The following is a 14,069-nucleotide window of genomic DNA, read 5'->3' on the forward strand; positions in this document are numbered from 1 at the left end:
ATTCATATCGATCTGATCCTGCCTATGCCAGCGTTGATACGCAGCGATTCGTGTCGAGCAACACCTGCCCCCCGCCACCGGCCCTACTCCAGCCGTTGACGATTCGTGTCTATCAGGGCCTGGTAATCGGGCCCGGGAGTGTGCTCGGCCATCAGCAGCGCCCACAACAAGCCTATGTAGTCGACCCAGGGCAGGAAGGCCTGGCTCTGAAAGCCCCGGCTTCCCAAACGCGCCCCTGCCCGCTCAAGATAGCCGCTCTCCAGCGCCTCTCGCTGGCCGTCGTCCCAGCCGTGGGTGCGCTGTATGCTGGCCACCTCGAAACCTGGATGACCGGCGGCGCCATACTCCCAGTCGATGACCCAGGGCCGGGTTCCCAACAAGTTAGCCGGATTGAGATCATGATGGCAAGGGTGCCAGCAATCGGCCGGCTCGCGACTGGCCAGCAGTCCCCGCTCCAGCGCAGGCAGCCAGTCAGGGATCCGGGCCAGACGGCCGCGATAACCGGCGGCATGAGCCCGCACCGCCATCACCACGGCGGGCACCGGCAGCCGGTGCAGCCGCACCAGCACCTCGGCCAGCAGACGGGGCTGCTCGGCGGGGGACGGGGGCGCCTCGGCCCAGTTGGGTTCATCGCACCAATCCAGCAGCATCAGGCCGCTGGCGGGGTCGCTGTGATGACAGGGCAGCGCCAGCCCCTGCCCCATGGCCCCCCGATAGAGCTGCCACTCGGTCGCCCTGTCGATACCGAGCCGACAGGGATCCGGATGACCGAGCCGCAAAAAATGACTGCGCCCCGAGGGGAGGCGCAGTCGATAGTTGCAGTTGGTCAGGCCGCTGGCCAGCGCTTCCAGCCGCCCCGAACACCAGGGGGCCGGCAGGCTGGCCAGCAGCTCCAGCTCCGCCAGATCACCAGCCAAAGGTGGATTTCTTCGCCTGTTTGCGGATCTCTTTCTGATCGGCCCACAACAGTTCGCCGTTTTGCAGATCCATCAGGTTCATGGTCATCTGGTAGTAGACATCCTTCACCTTGCCGTTGTCCTTGACGATGCTGGCGAGGTTGCCATAGACCATGTAGCGGGCACCTGTCTGCTTGCCCAGACGCACCATGGAGGCGGGATCCACCATGCCGCTGCTCTGCTGGTATTCAAGCTGCTGCTTGACGGCGGCGACCTTGCTCATGTCGACGAAGCGGAACTTGCCGGCCCGCAGCAGCTTGGTGCGAATGGTGTCCGTGATGGCCTCGGTGTCGATGTGCTCCGAGGTCTTGTTGCGGATGGAGTCCATGAACATCACCGGACGACCGCCTGCGGTGATCTCGCTGGTCGCCGGCGAGGCGAGCATGGAGTCCGCCATCTTGTCGGCAATGGCCTGCAGATCCGACGAACCGTAGTCCACTGTCACCGTCTCGGTTTCGGTCGGATCGCCATAGCTGACTGTGGTGCTGGAACAGCCGCCAAGCAGCAGGGCGCCGGTCAATATCAGCAGGGCATGATTCATTTTCATCAGTAGGATTCCTCAATCACTTCGCGTACGTAAATCCGGTATCCCCGGGCGGCCGGGCTCGGCGCCAGGGCAGAGAGGGTGCGGGTCTGATAGCCGTGCAGCTTGATAGGGGTCCAGCCGCGACCATCGCTGGCCACCTCCTGCCCCGCCTCATCATACCAATAGAACAGGTATTGCAGCTTGTTGTCACCGCGCTGGGTGCTGGCCGCCGCCACATTGACCTGCAGCAGGCCGTTTTGCTCGCGCCGGCTCAGCTCGGTCAGGGTCACATTGACGTTTTGATGTTGCTCCGCCACCGCCGCAGCGCCCGCCGCGCCATAGAGCGCCACGCCGGAGGTATTGGTGGCGCAGCCGGTCAGCAGCATCACCAGGGCCAAACCGTATGCTTTCATCTTGATCTCCTTAGCCGGCAGGCCATCTGGGCCCGCCCGTCAGTCATGGGTGTCATGGTCCCGGGCGTGCGCTTAGAGCGGCATCACCCGGGTCGTCAGGCCGGCACCGAGCCGCTGCACCCACACCAGGGTGGTACGCCCGCCGTGAACGGTGAGCGGCAGGGTGCGCATGGCGCTGCCCGCCCCCAGGGTGAGCTGCACCTCGCCAGCCGGCAGCATGCTCTGCCAGCTGGACGCCTGGGCCGGCAACGTCAGCCAGCTGCGGGTATCGGCCCGCTCCGAGAGGGTATTGAAGATGCCGACCAGAATATTGCCCACATCGCCCCCCTCCTTGGCGGCGGTGCGCCTCAGCTGCTCCTTGGTCACCAGCCGCAGCGCCTGACGGGTCAGCATGCCCGGCAACCGCTCCTGCAGATCCTTGGCGGCCAGCGCCTCCAGCCGCACCAGCTCGCTGGTCTGCTCAACCCGCTTGCCCACCGATACCGTCAGCGGGCCCGTGTTGCTGGCCCGGTTGTCGTAATAGGGCACTGCCACGGTAAAGGTACGAAAATCGCCGCTGGAGGTGGAGATGGGCAGCGGCAGGAACAGCTCGCGCCGCGCCGGGATCAGCCCATCTTCAAACAGCACCACCAGCTGCCCCTGATTTTTGGTTAAAGGCGGCGCCTTGCGACCCAGCGTCTTCTCGGTCTCCTTGAGCTCATCGGGGGAGCCGCGCAGCCGTGCCAGGCGCAGCAAGGCATCCTGCAGGCTCTGGTTGTCCGGCGCTATCTGGTAGCCACGCTGATAGTCGACCCAGGCATCGTTGAGATCCCCGGCCGCCTCATAGAGCACGCCGGAGAAATAGAAGGTGTAGGCGTTCTGGAAACCGTTTTTCACCTGACCTATCAGCCGGTCGAGATCCGGTGCCCCGCGCGACATCAGCTGGCGCATCTCCCGCTCTGTACTGGCTTCGGCCCCTTTCTCTCTGGCCTTGCTTACCTCCCCCGCCCGCGCCTTGAGGGCACGCTCCTGCACCTGGTTGGCCCGGCGCACCTCCACCAGGGCGCCGTCGGCGTCTCCCCGCTGCAGGTAGTTGAGGGCCAGATAGTGATGCAGCATGGTGCGCTCATAATCCGGCGTCAGGTAAGCCATGCTCTGATCGTTGGTGAGCAGGCTGCCCGCCTGACCCAGCCCCTGGCTCAGGCGGTATTCGGCCTGATTGTCTTCCCACTCGAGGCGGCTGTCGGCGGCGGCGAAGGCCTGCTTGCTGCCCGCATCCTGACCGGCCAGCCAGGCGATGCGGCCCTGCTCGAGCCGGTCCAGCACATAGGTGTCGTCCCCCAGGGTGGACTCACGCACCTCGGGCAGCGCCTCGGCGGCGTGCCCCAGCAGCAGCTGGTTGCGCAGCGGCACCATCTGATCGGAATAGGAGACGAACATGTCCTGCCAGTGGGAGGCACAGCCCCCCAGCAGGGCACTGGCCAGCAGGAGGCCGGCCAGACGGGGGAAGCGGTGCATCACAGGCAGAGCAGCGGCCCCAGGGATTGACCCCCTACCAGATGCATGTGGATGTGATAGACCTCCTGCCCGCCGTGGCGATTGCAGTTCATGATCAGGCGATAACCATCCTCGGCGATCCCCGCCTCGCTGGCCAGCTTGCGGGCCACTGTGAACATGCGACCCAGGGCCAGCTCATGTTCGGCTTCCACGTCGTTGACCGTGGGGATCAGCACGTTGGGAATGATCAGGATATGGGTCTTGGCCTTGGGCTGGATGTCCCGGAATGCGGTCACCAGATCGTCTTGATAAAGGATGTCGGCGGGGATCTCTTTACGGATGATTTTGCTGAAAATGGTTTCTTGCGCCATGGATAACTCCTTTATATGAAAAAGAAAATTCAACACCAACCTCAAGCGGCTCCCGAGGTGGCCATCAGGGCCCGCCAAGTGTGACACAAGCCGACATTTGACACAGCCGTTGTCCCATTCTCTTCAGTTATTGTTAAAAATACCGATAGCCGGAAGACGTCAGATGGCGTCGCTCGCCCAGGGTGGTAGCAGGGTATCAAATGGACGGGGTATTCAGGCAAGGGACTTTTGCATATACAGCGGGACAATAATGAAACAAACAATGTCAGACCTCTCCATCTTGCAGAGGGTCTATTTAGGCTTTGCCATTCTGGTGGCCGTGATGGCGGCCACCTCGGTACTCACCTTTCGCAGCCAGAGCGAGCTCAATCAGGCGCTGGATCAGGTCACCCGGCAATCCATGCCGCTGGTGATCGCCAGCAGTCAGACCCAGATCAGCCTGCTCAGCGCCAACAAGTGGCTCACCGACGTGCTGACCGAGCAGGATCCCAAGCAGATCCCGGCCGAAGTGGCCGAGCTGCAACAGGCCAAGGCCCAGGTCGACAAGACGCTCGCCACCCTCAGCCAGCAGGCGGCGGCGCACCCTGAGCTGCAGGGTGAAATGGCGGCACTGAGCAAGCTGGTCGGCGACTATCTGCAGCTGACCGGCACCCTGCCCACCGAACATCAGGCCCTGCTCACCCGCTTGCACAAGGTGAACCAGGCCAAGGGGCAGTTCCAGGTCAGCCTGCCCCAGTTCAAGAAAAACCTCGGCGACATGATGGTCACCATAGACGACAGCTTCATCAAGATGCTGTCCGAGACCCTGACCACCAAGCTCTCCGCCATCGAGCTCTCCACCATGGATGCGCTCAACCAGAGCATACCCGCCCCCATCGAGGGGGCGCTCAAGCGCAACAAGATGCAGATCGAGGGGTTCAACAGCACCATCAAGGATCTGCAGGGAGAGCTCAAAAACTTCGACAATGACATGGGCCACTACGTGCATGGCTTCGTGCGCGACACGACCGCCAGCGAGGGGGTGCTCTCCCAGTACCTGGCGCTGATGCAGCAGCAGGAGCAAATGCGCGAGCAGAGCAAGCAGGCCAGCAAGCTCATCGTCAGCATCCAGAGCAAGCTGGAGGGGATCACCGACCAGAGCCAGCAGCTGATGAACGCCAGCATACGCGCCTCCGGCAAGGTGCAGGCCCAAAGCACGCTCACCCAGGGGATCAGCATCGCCATCGCCATCCTGGTGGCCATTCTGGTGGCCTACACCCTGGGCAAGGCCATTCGCCGCCCGCTCAAGGAACTGCTGCGGGTGCTGACCGAGGTGACCCAGGGCGACATGACCCAGCGCATCGGTTTTCGCAGCAAGAACGAGTTTGGCCAGCTCGGCAGCCAGATCAACCTGCTGATCCAGCAGATGGGGGACGTGCTGACCCAGCTCTCCCAGGCCTCGACCCAGCTCAACGATGCCGCCCACGACAACCGTCACACCACCGAATCGGTGCGGGCGGATCTGGAGAAACAACGTCAGGAGACCGCCTCGGTCGCCGCTGCCATGACCCAGATGGAAGCCTCGGTGCGTGAAGTGGCCCAGGCCGCCAACCAGACCCTGGAGCGGGTGCAGGACGTGGAGAAAGCCTCCGAGACCGGTCGCAAGGTGATGGCCGGCAACATCACCACCACCCATCAGCTGGCGGGCAAGTTGCAGCAGACCGGCAAGGTGATCGGTGATGTGAGCACCATGAGCAACCAGATAGGCAACATACTCGACGTCATCCGCGGCATCGCCGAGCAGACCAACCTGCTGGCGCTCAACGCCGCCATCGAGGCGGCCCGCGCCGGCGAGCAGGGCCGCGGCTTTGCGGTGGTGGCCGACGAGGTGCGCAGCCTGGCGGGGCGCACCGCCCAGTCCACCAGCGAGATCCAGACCATGATCGAGAACCTGCAGCAGGGGGTCGCCAAGGCGGTGACTGTGATGCAGGAGTGCTCCCGCGAGATGGACAGCTGCGTGGACCAGAGTTCCCACGCCAACAACGCCATGGAGGAGGTGCAGGGGATAGTGGTGCTGATCAGCGACATGTCGAGCCAGATAGCCTCCGCCGCCGAGCAGCAGCAGGCCACCAGCGCCGACATCGCCACCAACCTCAATCGCATCTCGGATATCTCGGATCTCAACTATCAGGGCATAGCCCGGGTGGCCGAGACCAGCCAGCAGCTCGACTCCCTGGCCGAGCAGCAGGAGAGCCTGGTCAAGCGCTTCCGGCTCAGCGCCTGATGAGGGCGTCTGTTTTTCCATTGCCCTGACACGACAAGGCCCCGCAGATGCGGGGCCTTGTTTTGTGCCGGCAAGCGGCGCTGTATCAGGCGTAGGCGATGGCGCCCTTGCCCACCCCTTCATAGGCCACGATTTTCACGAACTTGTCGCCCACCTGCTTCTTCACCTCGCGGGCTATGTAGCAGGCCAGCAGCTCTATGGTGGTATCGGTGTCGATCATCTCCACCTCTCCCGCCGGCATGGCAAGCTGGAACAACCCCTGGGGCGCCACGTACTTGAAGCCGAGATACTGCTCGCCGGCATCCTTCAGGGTCGCCTCGGCCAGCTCGCTCAGGGAGAGTTCGGACAGGGCCACCTTGTCCTCTTCGGTACCGAGGTAGATGTCGGCCCAGCGCTCGGCCCAGTTCAGCTCCAGCTCAGCGTCGCGCTCACCGTCCAGGTGGATCTCGATGGGAGAGCGATGGCCGTGGGCGATGCGCTGGCAGTTGCCATCGTGCTTTTTCAGGCCGTGGCTGTAGTGGTAGAAGGCGCCATCGATCTGCTCCTGGCGCAGGGTCAGCGACAGATCCTTGATGTTGCCGGGCAGCCGCTGGGCCAGCACAGCCAGCAGATAGCGGGTAACGGACTCCTTGTCTATCTGGGGCGCCGGGATGAAGGCAAAACCCTGAGTGGGGCAACGCAGGTGAATGGAGCGACCCGGGCGCAGCAGATCGACCGTGCTCTCCTCCCCCTCCAGCTGGGCCACATGGACCAGTGCGCACTCGGCCGGCACCAGCAGCTTGTGATCCACCTCTTCATCGATGATCGACTTGATCAGTTTTTTCACCCGACCAAAGTCCAGCAGCATGCTCATCTCGTTGAGCTCGCCGCTCATCTCGACATCCACCAGCCAGCTCTCCCCCACCATGCCACGGCGTTCACACAGGTAGCTGGAATCGATCACGGTCAAATCTCTTACAAATAACTTCATCAGTCAGGCCTTGCTACAGAGAAAGTGCAGTTTGCGATATTATGACCCGCGATCACTGACAAAGGAACCGGACTCCCCCATGAACAAATTGCTAATCAAGAATGCCACCCTGGTCAATGAAGGCCGCATCTATGCCTCGGATGTATTGATTGAAGGGGAACGGATCGCCCGGATCGCCCCTCACATAGAGGCGCCCGATGCCGTGGTGATAGATGCAGCAGGTCGTCACCTCATCCCGGGAATGATCGATGATCAGGTCCATTTCCGGGAACCCGGCCTGACCCACAAGGGGACCATCGCCAGTGAATCCCGGGCCGCCGTGGCAGGAGGCACCACCAGCTTCATGGAAATGCCCAACGTCAATCCCCAGACCACCACCCTCGATGCCCTCGAAGCCAAATACCAGATAGCCGCCAACTCCTCCGCCGCCAACTACAGCTTCTATCTCGGCGCCACCAACGACAACCTCGACGAGATCAAGCGCCTCGATCCCAAGCAGTCCTGCGGGGTCAAGGTGTTCATGGGTTCCTCTACCGGCAACATGCTGGTGGACAACCAGGAGACTCTGGCGGCGATTTTCCGCGAGAGCCCGGTGATGATAGTGACCCACTGCGAGGACACCCCCTCCATCAAGGTGCTGGAAGACGAGGCCCGCGCCAAGTGGGGCGAGGATGTGCCGATGCGCGAGCACGGCCGCATTCGCAATGACGAGGCCTGCTACAAGTCCTCCAGCATGGCGGTGGGTCTGGCGAAAAAGTACGGTGCCAAGCTGCACGTGCTGCACCTCACCTCCGCCAAGGAGCTGTCGCTGTTTACCGCCAGCCATGATCTCAGCGAGCTGAAAGACAAGAACATCACCGCCGAGGTATGCGTCCACCACCTCTTCTTCAACGAGGCGGATTACGACACCCTGGGCAGCCAGATCAAGTGCAACCCGGCGGTGAAGACAGCCGCCGACCAGCACGCCCTGCTGGATGCGGTACGCAACGACGTGCTGGACATCATAGCCACAGACCACGCCCCCCACACCTGGGAGGAGAAGCAGAACAGCTACTTCAAGGCGCCGTCCGGCATCCCGCTGGTGCAGCACTCCATGCTGGCCCTGCTGGAGCTCTACCACAACGGCGTTTTCAGCCTGGAAACCATCGTCAAGAAAACCTCCCACGCGGTGGCCGAGCGCTTCCAGGTGCAGGATCGCGGCTACATTCGCGAGGGCTACTTCGCGGATCTGGTGCTGCTGGACCTGGGCAAGCCCTATGTGGTCAACGACAGCAACCTGCTCTACCTGTGCGGCTGGTCACCCTTCAACGGCTACCGCTTCCACAGCACTGTGGAGATGACCCTGGTCAACGGCCAGATCGCCTGGCAAAACGGTCAGGTCACCGATCAGGTGCTGGGCAAGCGGCTGACCTTCAACCGCTGATCGCTTCATCGCCGATGCAAACGGCCGCCTCCGGGCGGCCGTTTGCATGGTGGGTTGAACAGTAGGTTGAAAAAGGCCCCTGACATGGGCCCTCGCTGGCCTGATTTAGCCGCTTTGGCGGTACTTTGAGCGCCAATTGCTCGCAAAGCAGGCAAACAGTCTCAGAGTGGGATTTCCCCTGTTGACAGGGTCGGGGCATCTCCATAAACTCAGCCCCCGTCAGCCGAGCTGACTCCGTCGGTGTGTAGCGCAGCCAGGTAGCGCATCTGCATGGGGTGTAGAGGGTCGGAGGTTCGAATCCTCTCACACCGACCAAATTCCCCGAGAAAGGCCTTGTCAAACGACAAGGCCTTTTCTTTTTGGCGCGCCGCGGCACAACGCTGCTCGCATTGTGTCGCCGATCTGTTTGTGCTGTAGTGATGCCGTGTTTTGCCAACCGGTGTTCGAGATGCCCCCTCCCCGCGTCTTTTGCCATCGTCTGCTGTTGCTCGGCCTCGGCGCAGCCCTGCTGCTCGGCTGCGCCACCCCCTATCACAGCAAGCCATCCTTCTGGAACGGCCAGACCGGCTTCTCCCAGACCCGGCTTGCGCCCGACAAATGGCAGCTGGAATTTATTGGCAACGATCTGGTGAGCCGGGAAACCGCCCGCAAGTATGTGCTGAAACGGGCGGGCGAAGTGGCGCAAACCGAAGGTTATCAGTGGCTTGAGGTCAATGAATTGACCCTGCAGCGGGATGCGGTCAGGGTGACCCCAAGCCGCCCCCTGTTCGGGTTCGATGACGACGAGCCCGATCCCTTTCTGGATCAGCACACCGTGGAGCATCGCATCTCGGCATTGCTCATATTTACCCTCACCCGCAGCGCAAAAAACGACCGAACCATGAAAGCTGATTATCTTGCAAACATTAAAATAAACGGCGATTAATATAGGTTAAATGCAAGATCCATATCACATACAACTAATGACAACATAAAATTCTGCTACAAGGCTCTGGATTTACCCCCCCGGATTAGGCATGCTGCCAGCACACCGGCTGTCAGGAATCTACGGCCCGGATCACAAAAACGGACTGAAGTGGCACCCCTGCCACCCTAAACGCTTTGCACTTATCAAAACTGGGACCCCCCCCATGAAAATGAATAAATTGACGGCTGCCATCCTCATCGCGATGCTGGTTGGCATCCTGACTGGTCAGGGCTATCGCATGTTTGCCCCGGATCAGGCCGCTGGCTTTGCCAGTGACATCACCATACTGACCGACATCTTCCTGCGCCTGATCAAGATGATCATCGCTCCCCTTGTCTTCACCACCCTGGTGGTCGGCATCGCCAAGATGGGCGATACCCGCACCGTGGGCCGCATCGGTGCCAAGACCCTGGGCTGGTTCATGCTGGCCTCCCTGCTCTCCCTGACCCTGGGTCTGGTGATGGTCACCCTGATGCAACCGGGCGTGGGACTCTCCCTCTCCCTGCCGGATGATGCCGCCAGTTCTGGCGTGGTCGCCGGTGCCATCTCCCTCAAGGACTTCGTCACCCACGCCATTCCGAAAAGCGTGGTTGAGGCCATGGCCACCAACGAGATCCTGCAGATAGTGGTGTTCTCCCTCTTCTTCGGGCTGGCCGCCGCCGCGCTGGGCGATGCCGCCAAACCCGTGGTCAAGCTGATGGCAAGCGCCGCCGAGATCATGCTGAAGGTGACCGGCTACGTGATGAACTTCGCGCCGTTCGCCGTGTTCGGTGCCATCGCCGCCATGGTAGCCAAGGAAGGGCTCGGCATACTCGCCACCTACGGCACCTTCATGGCCCAGTTCTATCTGGCCCTGGCCTGCCTCTGGCTGCTGCTCATCGCCATGGGCAGCCTGTTCATTCGCCGCCGCGTGCTGACCCTGCTGGCCATGATCCGCGAGCCCATACTGCTGGCCTTCTCCACCGCCAGCTCCGAGGCCGCCTATCCCAAGACCCTGGATCGGCTGGAGAAGTTCGGCTGTGACAAGCGCATCGCCAGCTTCGTGCTGCCCATGGGCTACTCCTTCAACCTGGACGGCTCCATGATGTACTGCACCTTCGCGGTCATGTTCATCGCCCAGGCCTATGGCATAGAGCTCTCCCTGGCCCAGCAGATCACCATGCTGCTGTTGCTCATGGTCACCTCCAAGGGGATGGCCGGCGTGCCGCGCGCCTCTCTGGTGGTCATAGCCGCCACCCTGAACCAGTTCCATATTCCGGAAGCCGGCATCCTGCTGCTGCTCGGCATAGACCACTTCCTCGACATGGGTCGCTCCGCCACCAACGTGCTGGGCAACGCCATCGCCGCCAGCGTGGTGGCCAAGACCGAAGACAGCCTGGGTGAAACCGAGCCGCTGGGTGAGGCGGATACCGCCAAGGCGTGATTTATCCCGCCAGCAAGATACAAAACGGCCCGCAGATGCGGGCCATTTTTTTGGCTTGTGCCTGCCCCTTAGGACGAGTTCAGCACCAGCGGCGTACCCGCCGGCAGTACTCTGCATACGCCTCGCCGAAACGGGCCCGCAGTGCCCGCTCTTCCGGCACGATTTGGAAGCGATCCAGCCAGCCCCACAGCAGCAGTGGCCCAAGCCAGACGCCCGATCCCCCCAGATAGCAGGCCAGCGCCATCATCCAGCAGACCAGCCCCAGGTACATGGGGTTGCGGCTGAGACGGTATAGCCCGCCCGTCACCAGCGCACTGGCCTGCTCGGGCCGCATCGGATTGACGGTGGTGCCCTGGCGGCGAAAACGCAGCAGGGCGCCAAACCCGAACACTCCTCCCAGCAGCACCAGCAACAGCGCCGGGACGGGCCACCCCTCCCCGGTTCCGCCCCACGCCATCATGCCCAGCGCCACTATGCCGAACAACAGCACGGGCGGCACACGACACTCTAGATCTATCATCTATTGACTCCCATGACAGGTGCCACAATCGACACCTTGCGTTACACTTCCCGACGGGAATAGCGCCCTGGAAAATTGTCAAAGTTCATAACAATAACAATGCCTTGGCTACACTCTATCCCATCTGCGTGAAAACGGCCCCCTAGCGGCCGTCATGCACCTCAACCCAAACAATAAAAAAGGAACCACCCCATGCACAAGAAGACACTGCTGGCCACGCTGATCCTGGGCCTGCTGGCCGGTCAGGCCGTCGCGGCCCCTTACCTGCCGCTGGCCAGCGATCATCGCAACGGCGAAGTGCAGACCGCCAGCAATGCCTGGCTGGAAGTCGATCTCGGCGCCTTCGAGCACAACATCCAGACCCTCAAGGATCGCCTCGGTGACAAGGGCCCGCAGATCTGCGCCATCATGAAGGCGGACGCCTATGGGCACGGCATCGACCTGCTGGTGCCCTCCGTGGTCAAGGCCAACATCCCCTGCATCGGCATCGCCAGCAACGAAGAGGCCCGCGTGGCCCGCGAGAAGGGCTTTACCGGCCGCCTGATGCGGGTGCGCTCGGCCACCCCGGACGAAGTCGAACAGGCCCTGCCCTACAAGATGGAAGAGCTGATCGGCAGCCTGGTGAGCGCCCAGGGCATAGCCGACATCGCCCAGCGTCACCATACCAATATCCCGGTGCACATAGGTCTCAACTCCGCCGGCATGAGCCGCAACGGCATAGACCTGCGTCTGGCGGACTCCAAGGCCGATGCACTGGCCATGCTCAAGCTCAAGGGGATCACCCCGGTCGGCATCATGACCCACTTCCCGGTGGAAGAGAAAGAGGACGTGAAGCTGGGGCTGGCCCAGTTCAAGCTGGACTCCCAGTGGCTGATCGAGGCGGGCAAGCTGGATCGCAGCAAGCTCACCATCCACGCCGCCAACTCCTTCGCCACCCTGGAAGTGCCGGACGCCTACTTCGACATGGTGCGTCCGGGTGGCCTGCTCTACGGCGACTCCATCCCCTCCTACACCGAATACAAGCGGGTCATGGCGTTCAAGACCCAGGTGGCCTCGGTCAACCACTACCCGGCCGGCAATACGGTCGGCTATGACCGCACCTTCACCCTCAAGCGCGACTCCTGGCTCGCCAACCTGCCGCTGGGTTACTCCGACGGCTACCGCCGTGCGCTCAGCAACAAGGCCTATGTGCTGATCCAGGGCCAGAAGGTGCCCGTGGTCGGCAAGACCTCCATGAACACCATCATGGTGGACGTGACCGATCTGAAAGGGGTGAAACCCGGCGACGAGGTGGTGCTGTTTGGCCGTCAGGGTGAGGCCGAGGTGAAGCAGGCGGATCTGGAGGAGTACAACGGCGCCCTGCTGGCGGACATGTACACCATCTGGGGCTACACCAACCCCAAGAAGATCAAGCGCTAAGCAAATCTCTGCTATGAAAAAGGGCTCCCGCGGGAGCCCTTGTTGTCAGTGCTTTATGGTCTGCCGCGTTCAAGCGGCCTTTTTACGGGTCACCCAGAGGCTCAGCCTCATGGAGGCCAGCAGGATCAGCGCCACCACACCCAGCGCTATGTCACTCAGGGGGTTCTTGAACAGATCCCGCCGAGATTATTTACAGCGCCTTCAAACGGCTTTTTTGCGGGTCACCCAGAGGCTCAGCCCCATGGACGCCAGCAGGATCAGCGCTACGACGCCCAATGCAATGCCGGTCGGGATCTTGAACACATCCAGCAACAGCATCTTGACCCCGATGAACATCAGGATCAGCGCCAGACCGTATTTCAGCAGGGCGAAGCGCTCGGCCACCCCCGCCAGCAGGAAGTACATGGCGCGCAGACCCATGATGGCGAAGATGTTGGAGGTCAGCACTATGAAGGGATCCGTGGTCACCGCGAAGATGGCCGGGATACTGTCCACCGCGAAGATGAGATCGCTCACCTCCACCAGCACCAGAATGAGCAGCAGCGGGGTGGCATAGCGCACACCGTCACGCCAGACGAAGAACTTCTCCCCCTCCAGGGTCTCCGTCACCTTGAAGCGACGACGCATCCAGCCCAGCAGCGGGTTGTTGGCCAGATCCGGCTCCTTGTCGGCCGCCCACAGCATCTTGACCCCGGTCAGCAACAGGAAGGCGCCGAACAGGTAGAGGATCCAGTGGAACTGCTCGATGAGCCAGCTGCCCGCGAACACCATGCCGGCACGCATGACGATGGCACCCAGCACCCCGTACAGCAGCACCCGGCGCTGCAACTCGGCCGGTATGGCAAAGTAGCCGAACAGCATCAGCCAGACGAAGACGTTGTCCACCGCCAGCGCCTTCTCGATGAGGTAGCCGGTGAGGAACTCCAGTCCCTTCTGGTTGGCGATCTCGCGGCCTGCGCTGTGATCCAGCCAGAACCAGATGGCCAGGTTGAACAAGAGCGCCACGCTGATCCAGATAAGGGACCAGATGCCCGCCTCTTTGAGGGACACCTTGTGCGCCTTGCCCCCCCCGACAAAGCGTATGTCAATCCATAACAGGACCAGCACTATGCTGAAGAAACCGGTCCACATCCACCATTCACCCATTTTCACTTCTCCCAAAAACGACAAAACCCACGACCGAGAGGCGTGGGTTTGCGTTTGGAGCAGATACACCTTGCCTCTCGGCAAGGTCTCACTTACAGCTGATTTGCATCAACTGCCCGGCTGCCGGGTGCACTGCAGGATATGGGTGCACCGTAATGACGACAAACCAGCGAGAAGTTACTCCCCTTGTTGGGCG

Annotated in this window: 13 protein-coding genes and 1 tRNA gene; 6 read left to right on the plus strand and 8 right to left on the minus strand. The window is 61.9% G+C overall.

Translation table 11 applies throughout. The features are described 5' to 3' along the window. Nucleotides 1-83 precede the first annotated feature (83 nt). The 5 genes from AACQ95_RS03660 to hinT all read right to left on the minus strand — a co-directional run bounded on the left by AACQ95_RS03660 (nt 84) and on the right by hinT (nt 3,742). Nucleotides 84-917, minus strand: coding sequence for a choline kinase family protein (locus tag AACQ95_RS03660; protein ID WP_241280626.1), 834 nt, complete (start codon nt 915-917; stop codon nt 84-86). Next, on the minus strand, nt 907-1,503 hold the full coding sequence (gene lpoB, locus AACQ95_RS03665) for a penicillin-binding protein activator LpoB (protein ID WP_005302153.1): 597 nt from the start codon (nt 1,501-1,503) through the stop codon (nt 907-909). The genes AACQ95_RS03660 and lpoB overlap by 11 nt, the downstream gene beginning before the upstream one ends. Beyond that, the gene (locus tag AACQ95_RS03670) at nt 1,503-1,895 is read right to left on the minus strand and encodes a YcfL family protein (protein WP_043141200.1); all 393 of its coding nucleotides are present in this window, start codon (nt 1,893-1,895) and stop codon (nt 1,503-1,505) included. Before AACQ95_RS03670 ends, lpoB begins: the two co-directional genes overlap by 1 nt. Before the next feature lie 72 nt (nt 1,896-1,967). Beyond that, nucleotides 1,968-3,392 carry a COG3014 family protein gene (locus AACQ95_RS03675; protein ID WP_241280628.1) on the minus strand — a complete coding sequence of 475 codons (1,425 nt, stop codon included), beginning with the start codon at nt 3,390-3,392 and terminating at the stop codon, nt 1,968-1,970. Further along, nucleotides 3,392-3,742 (minus strand): purine nucleoside phosphoramidase, encoded by a 351-nt coding sequence (gene hinT / locus AACQ95_RS03680; RefSeq protein ID WP_042869695.1) that lies wholly within the window; start codon nt 3,740-3,742, stop codon nt 3,392-3,394. The genes AACQ95_RS03675 and hinT overlap by 1 nt, the downstream gene beginning before the upstream one ends. Nucleotides 3,743-3,992: 250 nt before the next feature. Between hinT and AACQ95_RS03685 the strand changes: the two genes are divergently transcribed. Continuing rightward, nucleotides 3,993-6,005, plus strand: coding sequence for a methyl-accepting chemotaxis protein (locus AACQ95_RS03685; RefSeq protein WP_241280631.1), 2,013 nt, complete (start codon nt 3,993-3,995; stop codon nt 6,003-6,005). Nucleotides 6,006-6,090: 85 nt separating this feature from the next. Here AACQ95_RS03685 and AACQ95_RS03690 read toward each other — a convergent pair whose 3' ends face one another. Then, nucleotides 6,091-6,975 (minus strand): 6-pyruvoyl trahydropterin synthase family protein, encoded by an 885-nt coding sequence (locus AACQ95_RS03690; RefSeq protein WP_241280633.1) that lies wholly within the window; start codon nt 6,973-6,975, stop codon nt 6,091-6,093. 79 nt (nt 6,976-7,054) lie between these two features. Here AACQ95_RS03690 and AACQ95_RS03695 point away from each other — a divergent pair, with 79 nt between their 5' ends. From AACQ95_RS03695 to AACQ95_RS03710, 4 genes are all read left to right on the plus strand, one after another. Further along, nucleotides 7,055-8,398 (plus strand): dihydroorotase, encoded by a 1,344-nt coding sequence (locus AACQ95_RS03695; RefSeq protein WP_005314854.1) that lies wholly within the window; start codon nt 7,055-7,057, stop codon nt 8,396-8,398. Between the two features lie 238 nt (nt 8,399-8,636). Beyond that, nucleotides 8,637-8,713 (plus strand) — tRNA-Pro (locus AACQ95_RS03700). 133 nt (nt 8,714-8,846) lie between these two features. Beyond that, nucleotides 8,847-9,323: a CC0125/CC1285 family lipoprotein gene (locus tag AACQ95_RS03705; RefSeq protein ID WP_241280635.1), complete on the plus strand. Its 477-nt coding sequence runs from the start codon at nt 8,847-8,849 to the stop codon at nt 9,321-9,323. Between the two features lie 205 nt (nt 9,324-9,528). Continuing rightward, complete coding sequence (locus tag AACQ95_RS03710) at nt 9,529-10,788, plus strand: dicarboxylate/amino acid:cation symporter (RefSeq protein WP_043141217.1); 1,260 nt, start codon at nt 9,529-9,531, stop codon at nt 10,786-10,788. A gap of 79 nt (nt 10,789-10,867) precedes the next feature. Here AACQ95_RS03710 and AACQ95_RS03715 read toward each other — a convergent pair whose 3' ends face one another. Continuing rightward, nucleotides 10,868-11,308, minus strand: coding sequence for a methyltransferase family protein (locus tag AACQ95_RS03715; RefSeq protein WP_241280636.1), 441 nt, complete (start codon nt 11,306-11,308; stop codon nt 10,868-10,870). A gap of 192 nt (nt 11,309-11,500) precedes the next feature. Here AACQ95_RS03715 and alr point away from each other — a divergent pair, with 192 nt between their 5' ends. Further along, nucleotides 11,501-12,727, plus strand: coding sequence for an alanine racemase (alr, locus tag AACQ95_RS03720; RefSeq protein WP_043141219.1), 1,227 nt, complete (start codon nt 11,501-11,503; stop codon nt 12,725-12,727). A gap of 201 nt (nt 12,728-12,928) precedes the next feature. Here the strand turns inward: alr and AACQ95_RS03725 are convergent, their stop codons facing one another. Then, complete coding sequence (locus AACQ95_RS03725; RefSeq protein WP_043141221.1) at nt 12,929-13,873, minus strand: TerC family protein; 945 nt, start codon at nt 13,871-13,873, stop codon at nt 12,929-12,931. Nucleotides 13,874-14,069 lie beyond the last annotated feature (196 nt).

Origin of the sequence: Aeromonas sp. MR19, from assembly GCF_963899305.1 — a bacterium.
Lineage (GTDB): Bacteria > Pseudomonadota > Gammaproteobacteria > Enterobacterales > Aeromonadaceae > Aeromonas > Aeromonas bestiarum.

What these genes read in the sequence shown, in the direction of transcription:
- lpoB (WP_005302153.1), bottom strand. Translation starts at nt 1,503, where the DNA reads ATGAAAATGAATCATGCCCTGCTGATATTGACCGGCGCCCTGCTGCTT.
- AACQ95_RS03710 (WP_043141217.1), top strand. Translation starts at nt 9,529, where the DNA reads ATGAAAATGAATAAATTGACGGCTGCCATCCTCATCGCGATGCTGGTT.
- AACQ95_RS03690 (WP_241280633.1), bottom strand. Translation starts at nt 6,975, where the DNA reads ATGAAGTTATTTGTAAGAGATTTGACCGTGATCGATTCCAGCTACCTG.
- AACQ95_RS03695 (WP_005314854.1), top strand. Translation starts at nt 7,055, where the DNA reads ATGAACAAATTGCTAATCAAGAATGCCACCCTGGTCAATGAAGGCCGC.
- AACQ95_RS03705 (WP_241280635.1), top strand. Translation starts at nt 8,847, where the DNA reads ATGCCCCCTCCCCGCGTCTTTTGCCATCGTCTGCTGTTGCTCGGCCTC.
- AACQ95_RS03725 (WP_043141221.1), bottom strand. Translation starts at nt 13,873, where the DNA reads ATGGGTGAATGGTGGATGTGGACCGGTTTCTTCAGCATAGTGCTGGTC.
- AACQ95_RS03675 (WP_241280628.1), bottom strand. Translation starts at nt 3,392, where the DNA reads ATGCACCGCTTCCCCCGTCTGGCCGGCCTCCTGCTGGCCAGTGCCCTG.
- AACQ95_RS03685 (WP_241280631.1), top strand. Translation starts at nt 3,993, where the DNA reads ATGAAACAAACAATGTCAGACCTCTCCATCTTGCAGAGGGTCTATTTA.
- hinT (WP_042869695.1), bottom strand. Translation starts at nt 3,742, where the DNA reads ATGGCGCAAGAAACCATTTTCAGCAAAATCATCCGTAAAGAGATCCCC.
- AACQ95_RS03670 (WP_043141200.1), bottom strand. Translation starts at nt 1,895, where the DNA reads ATGAAAGCATACGGTTTGGCCCTGGTGATGCTGCTGACCGGCTGCGCC.
- alr (WP_043141219.1), top strand. Translation starts at nt 11,501, where the DNA reads ATGCACAAGAAGACACTGCTGGCCACGCTGATCCTGGGCCTGCTGGCC.
- AACQ95_RS03715 (WP_241280636.1), bottom strand. Translation starts at nt 11,308, where the DNA reads ATGATAGATCTAGAGTGTCGTGTGCCGCCCGTGCTGTTGTTCGGCATA.